Origin of the sequence: Bradyrhizobium sp. AZCC 2289 (assembly GCF_036924615.1) — a bacterium.
GTDB lineage: Bacteria > Pseudomonadota > Alphaproteobacteria > Rhizobiales > Xanthobacteraceae > Bradyrhizobium.
This window is the reverse complement of the sequence record NZ_JAZHRY010000001.1, coordinates 9,021,602-9,037,078: the sequence shown is the minus strand read 5'-3', so window position 1 is coordinate 9,037,078 and position 15,477 is coordinate 9,021,602. Positions and strand designations below refer to the sequence as shown.

Below are 15,477 nucleotides of genomic sequence, written 5' to 3'. Positions count from 1 at the left end.
GCGCGCTCCTCAGGATGAGGTCTGTGAGTGGAATCGATCCACCAGAGACCACGCGCGGGTCAATTCATCGTCGGAATCGAGAACTCCGCGCCCTCCTTGACGCCGGACGGCCAGCGCGAGGTGATGGTCTTGGTCTTGGTGTAGAAGCGGATCGAATCCGGACCGTGCTGGTTGAGATCGCCGAAACCGGACTTCTTCCAGCCGCCAAAAGTGTAATAGGCGATCGGCACCGGGATCGGCACGTTGATGCCGACCATGCCGACGTTGACCTTGGCGGCGAAATCGCGCGCGGCGTCGCCGTCGCGGGTGAAGATCGCAACCCCGTTGCCGTAATCATGGTCCGACGGCAGCGCCAGCGCCTCGTTGTAGTCGTGGGCGCGCACCACCGACAGCACCGGTCCAAAGATCTCTTCCTTGTAGATCCGCATGTCCTTGGTGACGTTGTCGAACAGGCAGCCGCCCATGTAGAAGCCGTTTTCATAGCCTTGCATCTTGAAGCCGCGGCCGTCGACCGCCAGTGTGGCGCCTTCCTTGATGCCGATGTCGACGTAATTCCGGACGCGGTTGAGCGCTTCCTTGGTCACCAGCGGGCCGTAATCCGCCGACGGATCGATCGAGGTACCGATCTTCAGGGATTCCACGCGCGGAACCAATTTCTCCATCAGGCGGTCAGCGGTGGTCTTGCCGACGGGCACCGCAACCGAGATCGCCATGCAGCGTTCGCCGGCCGAGCCGTAGCCCGCGCCGATCAGGGCGTCGACGGTCTGCTCCATGTCGGCATCCGGCATCACGATGGCGTGATTCTTGGCGCCGCCAAAACACTGCGCGCGTTTGCCGGTGGCGGCGGCGCGCTCATAGATATATTGCGCGATCGGCGAGGAGCCGACGAAGCCGACCGCCCTGATATCGGGATCGTCCAAAATGGCATCGACCGCTTCCTTGTCGCCGTTGACGACGTTGAGGATGCCGGGCGGCAGGCCGGCCTCGATCATCAAGGCCGCCAGCATCATCGGCACGCCGGGATCGCGCTCCGAGGGTTTGAGGATGAACGCGTTGCCGCAGGCGATCGCGGGCGCGAATTTCCACATCGGAATCATGGCCGGGAAATTGAACGGCGTGATGCCAGCGACGACGCCAAGCGGCTGCCGCATCGAATAGATGTCGATGCCGGGGCCGGCGCCTTCGGTGTATTCGCCCTTCATCAGATGCGGAATGCCGCAGGCGAATTCGACCACTTCGAGCCCACGCTGGATATCGCCCTTGGCATCGGGAACGGTCTTGCCGTGCTCGCGCGCCAGCAAATCGGCGAGCTTGTCGTAATCGCGTTGCGCGAGTTCGAGGAACTTCATCATGATGCGGGCGCGGCGCTGCGGATTGGTATTAGCCCAGTCCACCTGCGCGGCCTTGGCGTTCTCCACCGCCGCACGAACCTCGGCCTTGGACGCCAGCGCCACCTTGGCCTGGACGTCGCCGGTCATTGGCTCAAACACGTCGGCCGTCCGTCCGGACGTGCCCTTGACCTCTTTGCCACCGATGAAATGTCCGATTGAACGCATGAATTTTCTCCCTGAGGCCCTGGCTGGTTCGCTTTAAAGCCTTTTTGACCCGCATTTCTTGGGATACAAGTCCGATATATTGCACCATAGATGTGCGGAAATGCTGGATCAAGGCGGCGGAACGATCGATTGGGACGACTTCCGCTTCGTGCTGGCGATTGTCCGCGGCGGATCGGTTTCGGCTGCCTCAAAACAGCTCGGCGTCGATCATGCCACAGTGATCCGGCGTGTCGACCGGCTGGAACGGCATCTCTCGGCAAAACTGTTTGATCGCCGCAAGACCGGATATTTGCTGACCGAGGCTGGCCAGCGCGTCGCCGACAGCGCGGAAGCGCTGGAATCGACCATCGTCGCCAACCAGGAGGCCGTCGGCGGCTCGCGGGCGCATCTGACCGGCACGGTGCGGATCGGCGCGCCCGACGGCTTTGGCAGCCACTTCCTGGCCTCGCGGCTGGTGCAATTCACCGAGCGTTATCCCGATCTCGATCTGCAGCTCGTCGCCACCGCCCGGCTGTTCAGCCTGTCGAAGCGGGAGGCCGATATCGCGATCAGCCTGTCGATGCCGAAGGAAGGCCGCATCGTCGGGCGCAAGCTGCTGGATTACAGCCTCGGGCTTTATGCCGCGCCCGCCTATCTCGACCGCGCGCCTGACATCACCGCCCGCAGCGACCTGCCCGGGCATCGCTTCGTCGGCTACATCGAGGAACTATTGTTCACGCCGGAACTGGATTATCTCCCGCAGGTCTCGCCGAAGATTTCCGCAAAGTTCCGCAGCGCCAATCTGATCGCGCAGCTCAACGCCACCATTGCCGGCTTCGGGATCGCGGTGCTGCCGCATTTCATGGCGACGTCGCACCCCGAGCTGCGCGCGGTGCTGCCGAACGAGGTCAGGATCACGCGCACCTTCTGGCTATTGATGCACGCCGACAGCAAGGATCTGGCGCGGATCCGTGCGGTGGCCGATTACATCTACGAGACCGTGGAAGCCGAGCGCGCGCTGTTCAGCGGGCCGTAAACCCACCACGCCGTCCCGGCGAACGTCGGGACAACGCGCATAGGGCTGCCGTCCTTAATTCGCCCGTGGCTTCTTCGCCACCGACTTTGCCGCTGCGGCACGGCCGAGCACCGCCTCACGACCGGCGCCGAGGACCTCTTCGGAAAACTCGCCGCTGCCGGCGATGCGGGCCAGCACCAGCGTCCCCATCATGGTCGCAAGCGCCGCTATCGCGCGCCTGCGCGCGGTCTTGCGCGGAACATCTGATATCTGATCGGCCATCATGTCGATCATCTGTTCCAGCTTGGCGGCAAACGCCCGGCGGGTCTTCGGGCTTTCGCGGGCGATTTCCGCGCCCAGCGACGGCACTGCGCAGCCGTTACCGGGATCGTCGCGATGCACCGGGTTTAGATAGGTTTCGACGATGGTGGCCAGACGTTTGTTCGGCGGCGTCGTTTCGGCGATCTTGCGCCAGCGCTCGGTCGAGCGGTCCATCGCATAGGCAAAGGCCTCGATCACCAGCGCTTCGCGCGAGTCGAAATGCGCGTAGAAGCCGCCATGGGTCAGGCCGGCCTCCTTCATCAGGTCGGCGACGCCGATGCCGTGCGCGCCCTTCTCGCGAAGCCGGACCGAGGCCTTCTTCACGATCCGCGCGTGGGTTTCCTGCTTGTGTTCCCTGGAATATCGCATGGGGGTCTCATTGGATGTTTGCAGTCATATAATAGCAGTTGTGTCCAGAAAAAGCTGCATCTATTTCGCGTTTTCCCCCGCGCCGATCATGGAAAACTTCGCGGTTGAGTGCACCGCAAGATGACCCGCGCCGTCGCGGACGAAACCCTCGGCGTAGCTGGTCTGGCGACCGAGTTTTACGACTTTTCCTTCGGCCTGAATTGTCCCAGAACGAACCGACAGCGGCCGCAAATATGTCAGTTTCAGGTCGAGGGTGACCGAGGTCTGTCCCGCCGGCAGCATGGTCGAGATCGCGCAGCCCATGGCGGTGTCCAGCAACGCCGCGGCGGTAGCACCATGCAGCAGGCCAATCGTGTTCTCCAGGCTCTCATGGGGCGCCAATTCCATCACGATCCGCCCCGGTTCGGCCACGGTCATGCGAAAGCCGATCAGCCGCGCCATCGGCGGCGGTGGCAGGATGCCGTCCCGGATCGCACCCATCACCTCCAGCCCGGACATGGCAGCCGCGGCCTTCGCCACCGGCCCCGGCGCCTGCCACTCCACCACGCGCTCCCGGCGTGGCGGGCGAAAACAGGTCGGCGGTATCGGTGATCGTCATGACGGCTCCATTGAATGATGCATGCCATATTAAAGCAGCCGCCGCGCCTTCGCAACGCCGCCGCCTCCCGGTCCCTTGACAAGGCCATGCTTTGTCCGGGAAGTAGCGCGATCCCCCCCAGTTGCCGAGATTTTCCATGGACATGCTCAATCCCCATTGCGGCGTCGACCGCGATCCGCGCGGCGTCGTTCGCCTGACCATCTGCAACGCCGGTTCCCTCAATATCCTCGGTTCCGCCGTCACCGACGGCGTGCGCGAGGGATTTGAGAAGCTCGCCGGTGACAAGGACATCCGCGCGGTGATTCTGGCCGGCCAGAGCGAAAAAAGCATGATCGGCGGCGCCGACATCAAGGAAATGGCCAAACTCGAGCAGAAGTCCGCGGAAGCCTTCATCACGCGGCTGCGCGACCTATGCGAAGCCGTGCGAAACTTTCCGGCGCCGGTGATCGCGCGGCTGCCCGGCTGGTGCCTCGGCGGCGGGCTAGAGGTGGCCGCCGCCTGCGATTTCCGGATTGCCGCCCATGACGCCATGTTCGGCATGCCCGAGGTGCGCGTCGGCATCCCCTCGGTGATCCACGCGGCGCTGCTGCCGCGGCTGATCGGCTGGGGCCGCGCCCGCTGGCTGGTGATGACGGCCGAAAACATCGACGCGCCGACCGCGCTCGGCTGGGGCCTCGTCGACGTGGTTGCGCCGCAAGGCGGCCTTGACGCCGCGGTGGAGCACACGGTGAAGGCCTTGCTCGAATGCGGCCCCGAGGCGCTGCGCACGCAAAAGGCCCTGCTGCGGCAATGGGAAGAGTTGCCGCTGACGGAATCCGTCAACTTGAGCGTCGGTGTGTTCGGACAATCGTTCCTGACCGGCGAACCGCAGCGGCTGATGCAGGGCTTTCTGGATCGCAAGCGCTAGCGACGTATAAACGCGTCATCGCCCTTTCACCGCACATTCGCCGGCGCGTGCACCGGCCAGAGATCGGCGCGCCAATGCAGCGCGATCGCCGTCATCGCGATAAACCCCGCGGACGCATAGAGCGTGCCGGTCGCGGAATAGCCGATCAGATCAATCAAGCTGCCCGCCGCAAGCAACCCGAGCGGCAGGCCGTAGATCACCATCATGCGCACCCCCATTACGCGGCCACGGAGATGTGCGCTGGCGTGGCGCATCAGCATTACGGCGGCCGAAATCATCGACATGCTCTGCGCCATGCCGGCAAGGACAAGGCAGGCCATCGCCACCGGCATTGTCCTGATCTCGACGAACACCAACAGCATCGCGTACCAGGCAAGCGTCGCGCCGATCAAAAGCCGGGCGATGCGCACGCCGCCGGCCAAACTGAGCGTGATCGAACCGATCAGCGAGCCCACCGCGAAGCTCGCCGATAGATAGCCCAGACCGGTCTGGTCGGTATGAAAGATGTCGCGCGCCACGTAAGGCAGCAATCCGTTTGTCAGGGGAAATGCGGTGAGATTGGCCAGGAACGCGACGCAAAGCGCCGCGCGCATTCCCGGACCACTCCAGGCATAAACGATGCCCTCCTTCAGGTCCCGCAGCAGGGTCGAGCTCGGCGTATCATTCGCCGGGTGATCGACTGCGCCGAGAGATTTTGCCGGACGGGTCAGGCAAAGCATCAAGACGGCGGCCGCGAGATAGAAACAGGCGATCGCCACATACACAAAACCGATGCCGAGAGCGGCGAACAATGCGGCACCGGTCAGTGCGCCGGCGATGCGCGCGCTATCCTGCGTCGTGCGCGCCAGACTGATGGCACCAACCAGCAGCCCTGATGGCATGATGTCCGCGAGCAGTGCGCCGCGCACACCGAGGTCCGAAGGGCGGATCAGGCCCATGATCGAGACGATGATCATGACATTCAGCGGAGCCAAATGTCCGGTCAGCGCCAGCGTCATGATGGTCGCAGAGAGCACGGTATAGGCAAGGCGCATCGCGGCCAGAAGATCCCGATGCCCCATGCGGTCCCCGACCATACCGAGTACCGGCGCGATCAATGTCCCGACATATTGCAACGATGCGAGCACGGTCAGCAGCAGCACCGAACCGGTCTCGACCATGATGTACCAGCCGAGCACCAGCGTCTCGACCTCGAACGCCCAGGAGGTGAGCAGATCGGACGGCCATTGGAAGCGATAGTTGCGGATACGGAATGGCGCGAGCGCGGAAGTTCGCCCGGCTCCGCTCAAGACGCGATGACGCGTTTCACGGCGTTCCCCTGCCCTTTTCTTGATTCTTTGGGAAAACTTCCCTGTTTGGGCAGCGTAGCGCCGACGATGCCCGTGTCAATCGGCAGTACCGCATGCGGCCATGCTCGAATTCATCCGAACACGACAATTTGTCATGACGGGCTCGGTTGCAATTTTTGCGGCGCATCATATGATGATCGTAATCTTAACGATCTGACATCCCAGGAGACCCGCCATGGCCGCCACCTCCGATCCCGTCGTCATCCTTTCCGCCGCCCGCACCCCGCTCGGCCGCTTTATGGGCGATCTGTCGCCGTTTTCGGCGCACAAACTCGGCTCGCATGTGATCGGCGCGGCGCTGGAGCGGGCCAAACTGGCCCCCGAGCGGATCGACGAGGTGTTCATGGGAAATGTGCTGCCGGCCGGACAGGGCCAGGCACCAGCCCGGCAGGCCGCGCGCGGCGCCAAACTGCCGGACGCCACCGGTGCCACCACCATCAACAAGGTCTGCGGCTCCGGCATGAAGGCAACCATGCTGGCGCACGACATCATCAATGCCGGTTCCGCCGGGATCGTGCTGTCGGGCGGCATGGAGAGCATGAGCAATGCGCCGTATCTCCTGGCAAAGGCCCGCTCCGGCTATCGCGCCGGACATGACCGGCTGATCGACCACATGATGATGGACGGGCTGGAAGACGCCTACGAGACCGGCCGCTCGATGGGCGATTTCGGCGAAGCCACCGCGGAAGCCTATCAGTTTACCCGCAAGGACCAGGACGCCTACGCCATGGAAACGCTGACCCGCGCCCGCAAGGCGGTCGAAGGCGGCGCGTTCAGGGCCGAGATCGCGCCGATCACCCTGACGGAAAAGGCTGGCCCGCGCATCATCGCCAATGACGAGCATCCGCTTAAAGTGGATCCCGCCAAAATTCCGGGGCTGAAGCCGGCGTTCCGCGCCAACGGCACCATCACGCCGGCCGCCTCCTCCGCCAATGCCGACGGCGCCGCAGCGCTCATCCTCACCAAACGCTCGCTCGCCGATCGCGAAGGCCTCCCCATGCTGGCCGAGATCAAGGGCCACGCCACCCACAGCCAGGAGCCGCAGTGGTTTACCACCGCGCCGATCCCGGCGATCCGCAAGCTGCTCGACAAGGTCGGCTGGAGCGTCGGCGATGTCGATCTGTTCGAGATCAACGAAGCCTTTGCCGTCGTGGCAATGGCCGCCCAGCGCGATCTCGGCATTCCCAGAGACAAGCTCAACATCAATGGCGGCGCCTGCGCGCTCGGTCATCCCATCGGCGCCACCGGCGCGCGGCTGATCGTGACGCTGTTGCATGCGCTCGAAGCGCAGAATTTAAAGCGCGGTGTCGCCGCCCTCTGCATCGGCGGCGGCGAAGCCACCGCGATTGCGGTGGAGCGCATCATCCACTAGGGCCTGTGGTGCATGTCCTGAAATGAGGGAAGTACGCCATTTCAGTCAAATGGCTTTTACGTCAGGATGCGCAGGTCAAGCAAATCAGACGGAATTTCCAGGAAAACCCCAAGTGAACCTGGAGTGAACCTCCAAGCAACTTCCCGGAAAACCCTGCATAAGACGTCCTGGTAGCTCTCCCAATCAAACCCTCTGAGGCTCAATGATCTCGAACTGGCTGTCGGCCGCCCTCGCTCGCCGCAATATCCATTACGGCTGGGCGATGGTCGGCGTGACCTTCCTCACCGCGCTGATCACCGCCGGCACCGTCGGCGCGCCCGGCGTGTTCATCGTGCCGCTGCAAAAGGAGTTCGGCTGGTCCCCCGCCGAGATTTCCTCGGCGTTGTCGATCCGGTTCATCCTGTTCGGGTTGATGGCGCCGTTCGCCGCCGCACTGTTGAACCGCTACGGCCTGCGCAACGTGACGCTGTCGGCCTTGCTGGTGGTGGCCTCCGGTCTTATGGCCTCGCTGGCCATGACAAAGGTCTGGCACCTGGTGCTGCTGTGGGGCGTGGTGATCGGCGTCGGCACCGGCATGACCGCGCTGGTGCTGGGCGCAACCGTTGCCGCGCGCTGGTTTGCGGCGCGGCGCGGGCTGGTGGTCGGCATTCTCACCGCCAGCGTGGCCACGGGCCAGCTCGTCTTCCTGCCGCTGCTGGCAACACTGACCGATCGCTACGGCTGGCGCGTCGCGCTGGGGCTGGTCTGCGTGATGCTGGGCGTCGCGGCGTTTGCCGTGCTGATGATCATGCGCGATCGGCCAAGCGATTTGGGTCTGAGGCCATTTGGCGATGAGGGCACCGAGCCATTGCCGGCGCCGCCTCCCAACAATGCGCCGATCATGGCGGCGGCGCTCGGCACGCTGCGCGACGCCTCGAAATCGCGGGCCTTCTGGATCCTGTTCGCGACCTTCTTCATCTGCGGCGCCTCCACCAACGGCCTGATCCAGGTGCATCTGATTCCGATGTGCCTCGATTTCGGGATTCCGCAGGTTCAGGCCGCGAGCCTGCTCGCCGCCATGGGCATCTTCGACTTCTTCGGCACCATCGTCTCGGGCTGGCTGTCGGACCGCTACGACAACAGGTATCTGCTGTTCTGGTATTACGGGCTGCGGGGCCTGTCGCTGCTGTTCCTGCCCTTCACCAACTTCTCGTTCTACGGGCTGTCGCTGTTTGCGATGTTCTACGGCCTCGACTGGATCGCCACCGTGCCGCCGACGGTACGTCTCACCGCACAACGGTTCGGGCCGGAACGCGCCAATCTGGTGTTCGGCTGGATCTTTGCCGGCCACCAGCTCGGCGCTGCCTCAGCAGCGTTCGGCGCCGGCCTGTCGCGGACGGTCTATGCGACCTACCTGCCGGCGTTCTTCGTCGCCGGCGCGCTCTGCGTCGTCGCGTCGGTGATCGTGCTGGCGATCTCGCGGCCGGCGCCGAAGGTGGTGGCGGCAGCGGCGGTGGCGGCCGCTGCGTGATCGTCGAACAAGCGGCGCGGGTAATCGTCAGGTTGAAGTGACCTCTCTCCGCGTCATGCCGGCCTTGTGCCGGGCATCCACGTCTTACTTTCGAGGAGGCGAAGACGTGGATGGCCGGGCGTAGGCGAGCGGAAGCGACGCCGTCCTTCGGACGGCTATGCCCGGCCATGACGATGAACACTACGGCCTGATCGTCATACTGGTCGCCGGGCCCGGCGTGCGGATCGGTTCGGCGAGGCGCGCGAACTCGCACAGCAGCGAGCGCGTCTTGCGGGGATCGATGACTTCCTCGACCCAGAATTTTTCGGCCGAGCGGAACGGCGAGCGCAGCTTGTTGAGACGGTCCTCGATCTCTTTCAGTTTCGCCGCCGGATCCTCCGCCGCGTCGATGTCGGCGCGATAGGCGGCTTCGATGCCGCCTTCCAGCGGCAGCGAGCCCCAATAGGCTGACGGCCAGGCGTAGCGCATGGAATAGCGGTTGGCCGGCTGATGCACGACGCCGGCCACGCCGAAGGCGTTGCGCACGATGATGGTGCACCAGGGCACGGTCGACTGGTTGACGGCGGCCATCGCCCGCACGCCGTGGCGGATGGTGGCCGACTTCTCCGCCTCGAGCCCGATCATGAAACCCGGACAATCCATCAGATAGACCACCGGCAGATGGAAGGTCTCGGCGAAATCGACCCAGCGCACCACCTTCTGGCACGCGTCCGCCGTCCACGACCCGCCATAGTGAAAGGGATCGCTGGCCAGCACAAACACCGCGCGGCCTTCGAGCCGCGCAAGCCCGGTGATGACCGGGCGGCCGAAATTCGCAGCCACTTCGAAGAACGAACCCTTGTCGACGACGGCATCGATGATCGGGCGCATCTTGTAGACCTGACGGCGATTGCGCGGCACCGCCTTCATCAGGGATTCCTCGGCGCGCTCCGGATCGTCGGTGCAAGGCGTCGTCGGCGGCAGGCTATAAACCGACGACGGCAGATAGGACAGGAAGCGCCGGGCGCATTCAAAGGCTTCTTCCTCGGTATCGACGGCATGATCGATACCGCCGGCCCGGGTCTGGATCTCGGCCCCGCCGAGCTCCTGTTTGGTCAAATCCTGACCGAGGCGCTTCACCACCGGCGGCCCGGCGACGAACATCGCGGAATTCTTCGTCATCACGGAGTAATGGGTGGCCGCCAGTCGCGCCGCCCCCAGACCTGCGACCGAGCCGAGCCCCAGGCCGACCACCGGCACCTGCGCCATGTTCGCGGTCGTGAACCAGTAGGCGCGCGTGCCGCCGACGCCGCCGGGCAGATTGGCCGCGCCCCTGGTTTCGATGGTCTTTACCGAACCGCCGCCGCCCGAGCCTTCGATCACGCGGATGATCGGCAGCCGGAAATCATGCGCCATCTCTTCCGCCATCAGCGGCTTGGTCGAGATCGACGCATCCGCCGAGCCGCCGCGCACGGTAAAATCGTCGCCGACCACGACCACCGGACGGCCGTCGATCTTGCCGCGGCCGAACACGCAGTTCGCCGGCGTCAGATGCTTGAGCTCGCTTTTCTCGTCGTATTCGGCCACGCCGGAAATCGCGCCGACCTCGTGGAAGCTGTTCTGGTCGACCAGCTTGTCGATGCGCTCGCGAACGGTGAGCCGGCCCTGGTCATGCTGTCGCTTGACCTTGTCAACGCCTCCCATCTCCCGCGCGAACGCTTCGCGCCGGGCGAGGTCGTCGAGTTCCGGCTTCCAGTTCATTCGTATCCTCCGTCCTGATTATTTTATTGTTGTTATGGGTTGGCACCGGGATAGCTTTCCTCTCCAGCCTTGAGGCGAAGATGTCGCCATCGGCGCCTTCGAGCAGGCTGCCGACCGCCGCACCAAGATCAAGCATCCTGGGCGCCACATCCTTGTGCAGCCGTTTTTCATCAAACATCACGGAGAGAAGGCCGATCGTCACCACGACATAGGTTTGATATTGCGGCGACCACAGCGGCACCGCGAGCCCGTTGATATGCGGGCTCCAGAGGCCGCAGGCGACGACGTAACCATGCTCGCGCAGATGGCGGCGATTACTCTCGATGCGCGGCTTCAATATCCTCGAACTTTCCGGAACCTCGCGCTCCATCTCCGCAATCAGCGCGTCGCCGACATCGACATCGAGGGCTGCGGTATAGGCATGGCCCGCCGCCGTGCTCGCCATCGCGATGCGGCTTCCAGTGGTCTCATGCAGGCCAAGCGCATTCGCCGCGCGCGCGAATTCGAGATAGACGAGATGAAAGCGATCGGGGATGACGAAGCCGACGGTGCCCGGCAATTGCTCGGCGACGTCCTGCAATCGCAGCCGGATCAGATTGCGAAGCTGCAAGCCCTTCATCATCGAAGTGCTCATCGCCACCGCGCTCGGGCCGATGCGGTATTTCTGGTCGCGCGGCAGATAAACGAGCTGGCCCATTCGCGTCAGCGTGTGCGTGAGCCGCGATACCGTCGATCGCGGCAATCCGCAGCGGTTGGATATTTCGAGATTGCCGAGCCGGGCTTCGTGACCCTCGAAGCAGCGCAGCACATCGAAGGCCCGCGACACCACCTGAATCACATCGCCCTCGCCCGCCAGATCGCTGGCGAGCATTCCCTGTTTGCTAAGCCGCTCCGAGCGTCGTCCCATGATCTGGCTCCATTCCGTTGCACGGAATAAAATTCCACTTGCAGATCAAGCTACCTCAGGCAATCTGCGGCCACAACTAAAAGCCGTTCACGGGACGAAATTGTCACGTCACGCGGTCCCGGAGATTGGCATGCCAGATATCAAGATCGTCACCGAAGTTGCCGGCCGCGTGTGCGCGCTTCCCGTTGATGCCGGAAGCAACGTCGGCGATGGCGATGAGATCGCGTTCGTCGAAGCCATGAAGATGGAAATACCGGTGACAACGACCGCAGCCGGGAAAATCAAGGCGATACTGGTCAGAATCGACGAAATGATTGCCGAAGGCCAGGCCGTCGCCATCGTCGAAACCTAACCTGCTCGGCGCATAACTCATCTGCGATAATCTGTCCGGTGACGCAGGCGTCACGACGGCTGGCCACAGATGTGCGCCGGCACGACCGGCGACATTCCGCAACGAGGGGATCCGCCAAGGAAAAAGTTTCGCATGGCGAAACAAACGAGAATCCGCCAGCTGGCGCCTTCACGGCCGCCGCATTCCCGCGCAATTGGCGCGCACCCATGGGATCGAGTTGCGCGCGCGGTGATTGCGCGGCAGAACGGGAACGATGAAAGTATCGCGCACCGGCGCTCCGGCCTGGACCAGCTCGAAACCGCCCTTGCTGCGGTTCCTGAACGCCTGTCATGAGGAATACGCTGCGGATACCAGCGGCGCCGTCGCCGATTACATCCCTGAGCTCGGCAAGGCCGACCCTGACCATTTTGGCGTCAGCCTCGCGACCCTCGACGGCCACGTCTATGAGGTCGGCGACACAAAGGTGCCATTCACCATCCAGTCGATGTCAAAACCTTTCATGTTCGCTCTGGCCCTGGATACGCTTGGCGCGGGGCGCGTCGAAAGCGCGATCGGTGTCGAGCCGTCGGGCGATCCCTTCAATTCGATCCGTCTCAACGCCGACAATCACCCGTTCAACGCGATGGTGAATGCCGGTGCGATCGCCTGTTCTGGCCTGATCCACGAAGCCAAGGGCGCGGACGCGTTCGAATGTATCCGACAGGCGCTGGGCCGGTTCGCCGGGCGCGATCTCGATGTCGATGAATCCGTCTACGCCTCCGAAAGCGCGACCGGCGACCGCAACCGCGCGATCGGCTATCTCCTGCGCACCAACGCAGTCATCACCGAGAACGTCGCCTCCGTGCTGGATGTCTATTTCCGGCAATGCGCGATCCTGGTAACGGCGCGCGACATCGCGGTGATGGCCGCAACGCTGGCCAATCGCGGCGTCAATCCGGTGACCGGCGAACAGGTGATGAGCGCTTACGCGATTTCGCGCACGCTGTCGGTGATGACCTCGTCCGGCATGTACGATTATGCCGGCGAATGGATCTACCGCATCGGCATCCCGGCCAAGAGCGGCGTCGGCGGCGGCATTCTGGCGGCGCTGCCGGCGCGGCTCGGGCTCGGCAGCTATTCGCCGAAGCTCGACAAGCACGGCAACAGCGTGCGCGGCATCAAGGTCTGCGAGGCGCTGTCGTCGCACTACGATCTGCACATGCTCAACCGCAGCGACAACGCGCGCAGCGCCATCATTGCCGATTATAATATCGGCGAAAATCCGTCACGGCGCAGCCGCCGACCGCATGAGCAGAACATCCTCGCCGCGCACCGTCAGGATGTCCGCGTCATCGAGCTGATGGGGACGCTGTCGTTATCGAATGTCGACTATGTCGCGCGCCGGATCGCGGCCGACCCGCGCCCGCAATTCGTCATTTTCGATCTTCGCCGGGTCACCTCGATGACGCGCGCGGGCGCCCGCCTGCTCGCCGAGGAATTCCGCGAACTGGCGGCCTTTCATGTCACGGTGATCGTCTCCGGCATCAAGCGGGCGTCGGAGGAATGGAGCACAATCGCGGAGTGGACCGACAGCCTCGCGAACATGCGCTACTATTTCCTGCTCGATGCCGCGATCGAATGGGCGGAAGACCAGGTGGTCTATCGTCACGGCGGGTCGATCGATTTTTTCGAAGCGACCGAACTGTCCGAGCAGCGGCTGCTGGCGGGATTGAGCGAGGAGGAACTGACCGACCTCGCCTCGCTGGCCGCGATCAGGACCTATCAGCCCGGCGAAAAGATCATCACCACCGGCGATCCCGCGGCATCGCTGTTCTTTCTCCGAAGCGGCGTGGTGCATGTCACCCTGCCCAACGGCATCCGGCTGGCAACGCTGACAGCCGGCATGCCGTTCGGCGAGATGGCGCTGCTGGAGCCGAGCCGCTCGGCGGACGTGCTCGCCGATATGGCGGCGACCGCCTACGAGATATCGCTGCGCGATTTCGAACGGTTTCGCAGGCAGCATCCGCGCGCCGGCGAACGGATCATGCGTAACCTTGCGCAACTGCTCGCCGACCGCCTGATCCTCGCCAATGCCAGGGTAAATCTGCTGACGTCGAATTAGGAGACGCGCAGCGAAGAATTGCTGCGAGTTTCAATCAGACATAGAGCATCATATCCGTTGCTGCCTGAACGTGCTGAAATTCGCCAAATCCGACGGCACAGCGGCTCTGTCGCCGGCCGGTATTAGTTTGCCCTTCTTAATTTATGACGAACTGTTTTGTGGTTTCCTCTGGCTCCACTCGCCCGGAAAGAGGCGCGATTTCACCTAACATCCCCCACCGAACACGCTGCGGACTTCCATGATGCAGGTCGAACGGATCTGGGAATTCCTGCGGCGGTTGAACCCGTCGACGCAGAGCTGCCTCCTCGCCGAGCTGGAGCGGCTGGAATTGTGCGGCATCGATATGCCGGGTTCGGCGGACATCCGGGCCAGGCTGCGCGCCGAGTTACGCAAGGATGGATCGACAGAAGGTAGCGCCAGTCCGTCCAGTTACTTTTTCGCGCCATTGGGGCCCCTGCTCGTCGACGGCGCGCCCGAGCATGACAATTCGGGGAGAATTGCGCGCGGCTCGCTGGCCTCGATCTGGGAATGGATCGGCCGCGACCTGCTGCCGATCATGGCGCGCGACTACAATGATAAAATGAAAGGCTTGATCGCTTCCGATAAACATAAGGAAGCGCAGCTGGCCGCCGTGACTTTCCAGACCAAGGTGACAAAAGCGGTTGAGGGATTCCTGAAGACGCCCGAGGGCTGCGAGCGGGCGCGCGCCAAACTCGCGGCTTACACGGCATCGCGTTCGGCCTTTGGCGACCTGATCAAGATCATGGCCGTGCTGCGCGCGCGCGAGGCGATTGCAAAGTTCAACGAAACATTGCCGGCAAGGATTTCGAAATTCGACGACGCGCAGGTCAACAAGATAATCGCGCAGCTCGCGGCGTTCCGGAAGACCGATGCCGACGCGCTGCCCTTTGCGCTGGCGCTGGTCGCAACACGCCTCAAGACGCCCTGGCAGTTGATCCGCCTCGCCACCAAAGCTTCGCGCAGCAAGAGCGTCGCCGATGTCGCTGCCACGCCCAACGCGATCGCTGTGTCGATGGTGCTGGACCAGATGGACGACAAACGTCAGGCGTTGCGTATGGCGCTGAAAAACAACCGCGTCATCGTCGCGCGCGATATTCTGGTCGATGTCTACAACACCGAATATGCACTGCGGGTTCGTATCCGCGAACTCGAGGAATCGGAATGGGGCAAGCGGCTACGCCAGATCATGGACGAGATCGCCGCCCTGGTGGATGCCGAGGCAAGCCGGTTTCCCGACGAGGTCGGCCATGTCCTGACGTCGCGCAGCTTGCGAAGGCATGATCTGTTCGCCGGCCGCCTGACCCATCTGGCCTGGAAAGCTCGCGATGCGGTTGGCGACAGCGCGGCCTTTTGCAAAAAGCTGATCGGCCAGACCTGAAA

At 63.5% G+C, this 15,477-nt stretch carries 12 protein-coding genes and 1 pseudogene; 7 read left to right on the top strand and 6 right to left on the bottom strand.

The features are described 5' to 3' along the window. Positions 1 to 59: 59 nt before the first annotated feature. Positions 60 to 1,556, bottom strand: coding sequence for a CoA-acylating methylmalonate-semialdehyde dehydrogenase (locus V1289_RS42255; protein WP_334405330.1), 1,497 nt, complete (start codon positions 1,554 to 1,556; stop codon positions 60 to 62). A gap of 100 nt (positions 1,557 to 1,656) precedes the next feature. Between V1289_RS42255 and V1289_RS42250 the strand changes: the two genes are divergently transcribed. Further along, on the top strand, positions 1,657 to 2,571 hold the full coding sequence (locus V1289_RS42250) for a LysR family transcriptional regulator (RefSeq protein WP_334405329.1): 915 nt from the start codon (positions 1,657 to 1,659) through the stop codon (positions 2,569 to 2,571). 54 nt (positions 2,572 to 2,625) lie between these two features. On the opposite strand, the gene V1289_RS42245 is transcribed toward V1289_RS42250, so the two are convergent. Next, positions 2,626 to 3,240: a TetR/AcrR family transcriptional regulator gene (locus V1289_RS42245; protein WP_334405328.1), complete on the bottom strand. Its 615-nt coding sequence runs from the start codon at positions 3,238 to 3,240 to the stop codon at positions 2,626 to 2,628. Between the two features lie 60 nt (positions 3,241 to 3,300). Next, positions 3,301 to 3,838 (bottom strand): annotated as a pseudogene (locus V1289_RS42240) (PaaI family thioesterase). A gap of 136 nt (positions 3,839 to 3,974) precedes the next feature. Between V1289_RS42240 and V1289_RS42235 the strand changes: the two are divergent. Next, the gene (locus V1289_RS42235) at positions 3,975 to 4,745 is read left to right on the top strand and encodes an enoyl-CoA hydratase (RefSeq protein ID WP_334405326.1); all 771 of its coding nucleotides are present in this window, start codon (positions 3,975 to 3,977) and stop codon (positions 4,743 to 4,745) included. A 26-nt stretch (positions 4,746 to 4,771) separates the two neighbouring features. Here V1289_RS42235 and V1289_RS42230 read toward each other — a convergent pair whose 3' ends face one another. After that, positions 4,772 to 6,034: an MFS transporter gene (locus V1289_RS42230; RefSeq protein ID WP_334405324.1), complete on the bottom strand. Its 1,263-nt coding sequence runs from the start codon at positions 6,032 to 6,034 to the stop codon at positions 4,772 to 4,774. Between the two features lie 235 nt (positions 6,035 to 6,269). Here V1289_RS42230 and V1289_RS42225 point away from each other — a divergent pair, with 235 nt between their 5' ends. Beyond that, complete coding sequence (locus V1289_RS42225; protein ID WP_334405322.1) at positions 6,270 to 7,466, top strand: acetyl-CoA C-acyltransferase; 1,197 nt, start codon at positions 6,270 to 6,272, stop codon at positions 7,464 to 7,466. A 202-nt stretch (positions 7,467 to 7,668) separates the two neighbouring features. Then, positions 7,669 to 8,976 (top strand): MFS transporter, encoded by a 1,308-nt coding sequence (locus V1289_RS42220; protein WP_334405320.1) that lies wholly within the window; start codon positions 7,669 to 7,671, stop codon positions 8,974 to 8,976. Between the two features lie 180 nt (positions 8,977 to 9,156). Here the strand turns inward: V1289_RS42220 and V1289_RS42215 are convergent, their stop codons facing one another. Next, on the bottom strand, positions 9,157 to 10,716 hold the full coding sequence (locus tag V1289_RS42215; protein WP_334405318.1) for an acyl-CoA carboxylase subunit beta: 1,560 nt from the start codon (positions 10,714 to 10,716) through the stop codon (positions 9,157 to 9,159). Beyond that, the gene (locus V1289_RS42210) at positions 10,646 to 11,623 is read right to left on the bottom strand and encodes an IclR family transcriptional regulator (protein ID WP_334405316.1); all 978 of its coding nucleotides are present in this window, start codon (positions 11,621 to 11,623) and stop codon (positions 10,646 to 10,648) included. Before V1289_RS42210 ends, V1289_RS42215 begins: the two co-directional genes overlap by 71 nt. Before the next feature lie 130 nt (positions 11,624 to 11,753). Here V1289_RS42210 and V1289_RS42205 point away from each other — a divergent pair, with 130 nt between their 5' ends. The 3 genes from V1289_RS42205 (at position 11,754) to V1289_RS42195 (ending at position 15,475) form a co-directional block, all read left to right on the top strand. Continuing rightward, a complete protein-coding gene (locus V1289_RS42205) occupies positions 11,754 to 11,975 on the top strand; it encodes an acetyl-CoA carboxylase biotin carboxyl carrier protein subunit (protein ID WP_309184977.1) in 222 nt (73 codons plus the stop codon). 253 nt (positions 11,976 to 12,228) lie between these two features. Next, a complete protein-coding gene (gene glsA, locus V1289_RS42200; RefSeq protein ID WP_334405314.1) occupies positions 12,229 to 14,076 on the top strand; it encodes a glutaminase A in 1,848 nt (615 codons plus the stop codon). 238 nt (positions 14,077 to 14,314) lie between these two features. Continuing rightward, a complete protein-coding gene (locus V1289_RS42195) occupies positions 14,315 to 15,475 on the top strand; it encodes a hypothetical protein (RefSeq protein WP_334405313.1) in 1,161 nt (386 codons plus the stop codon). Positions 15,476 to 15,477: the final 2 nt, after the last annotated feature.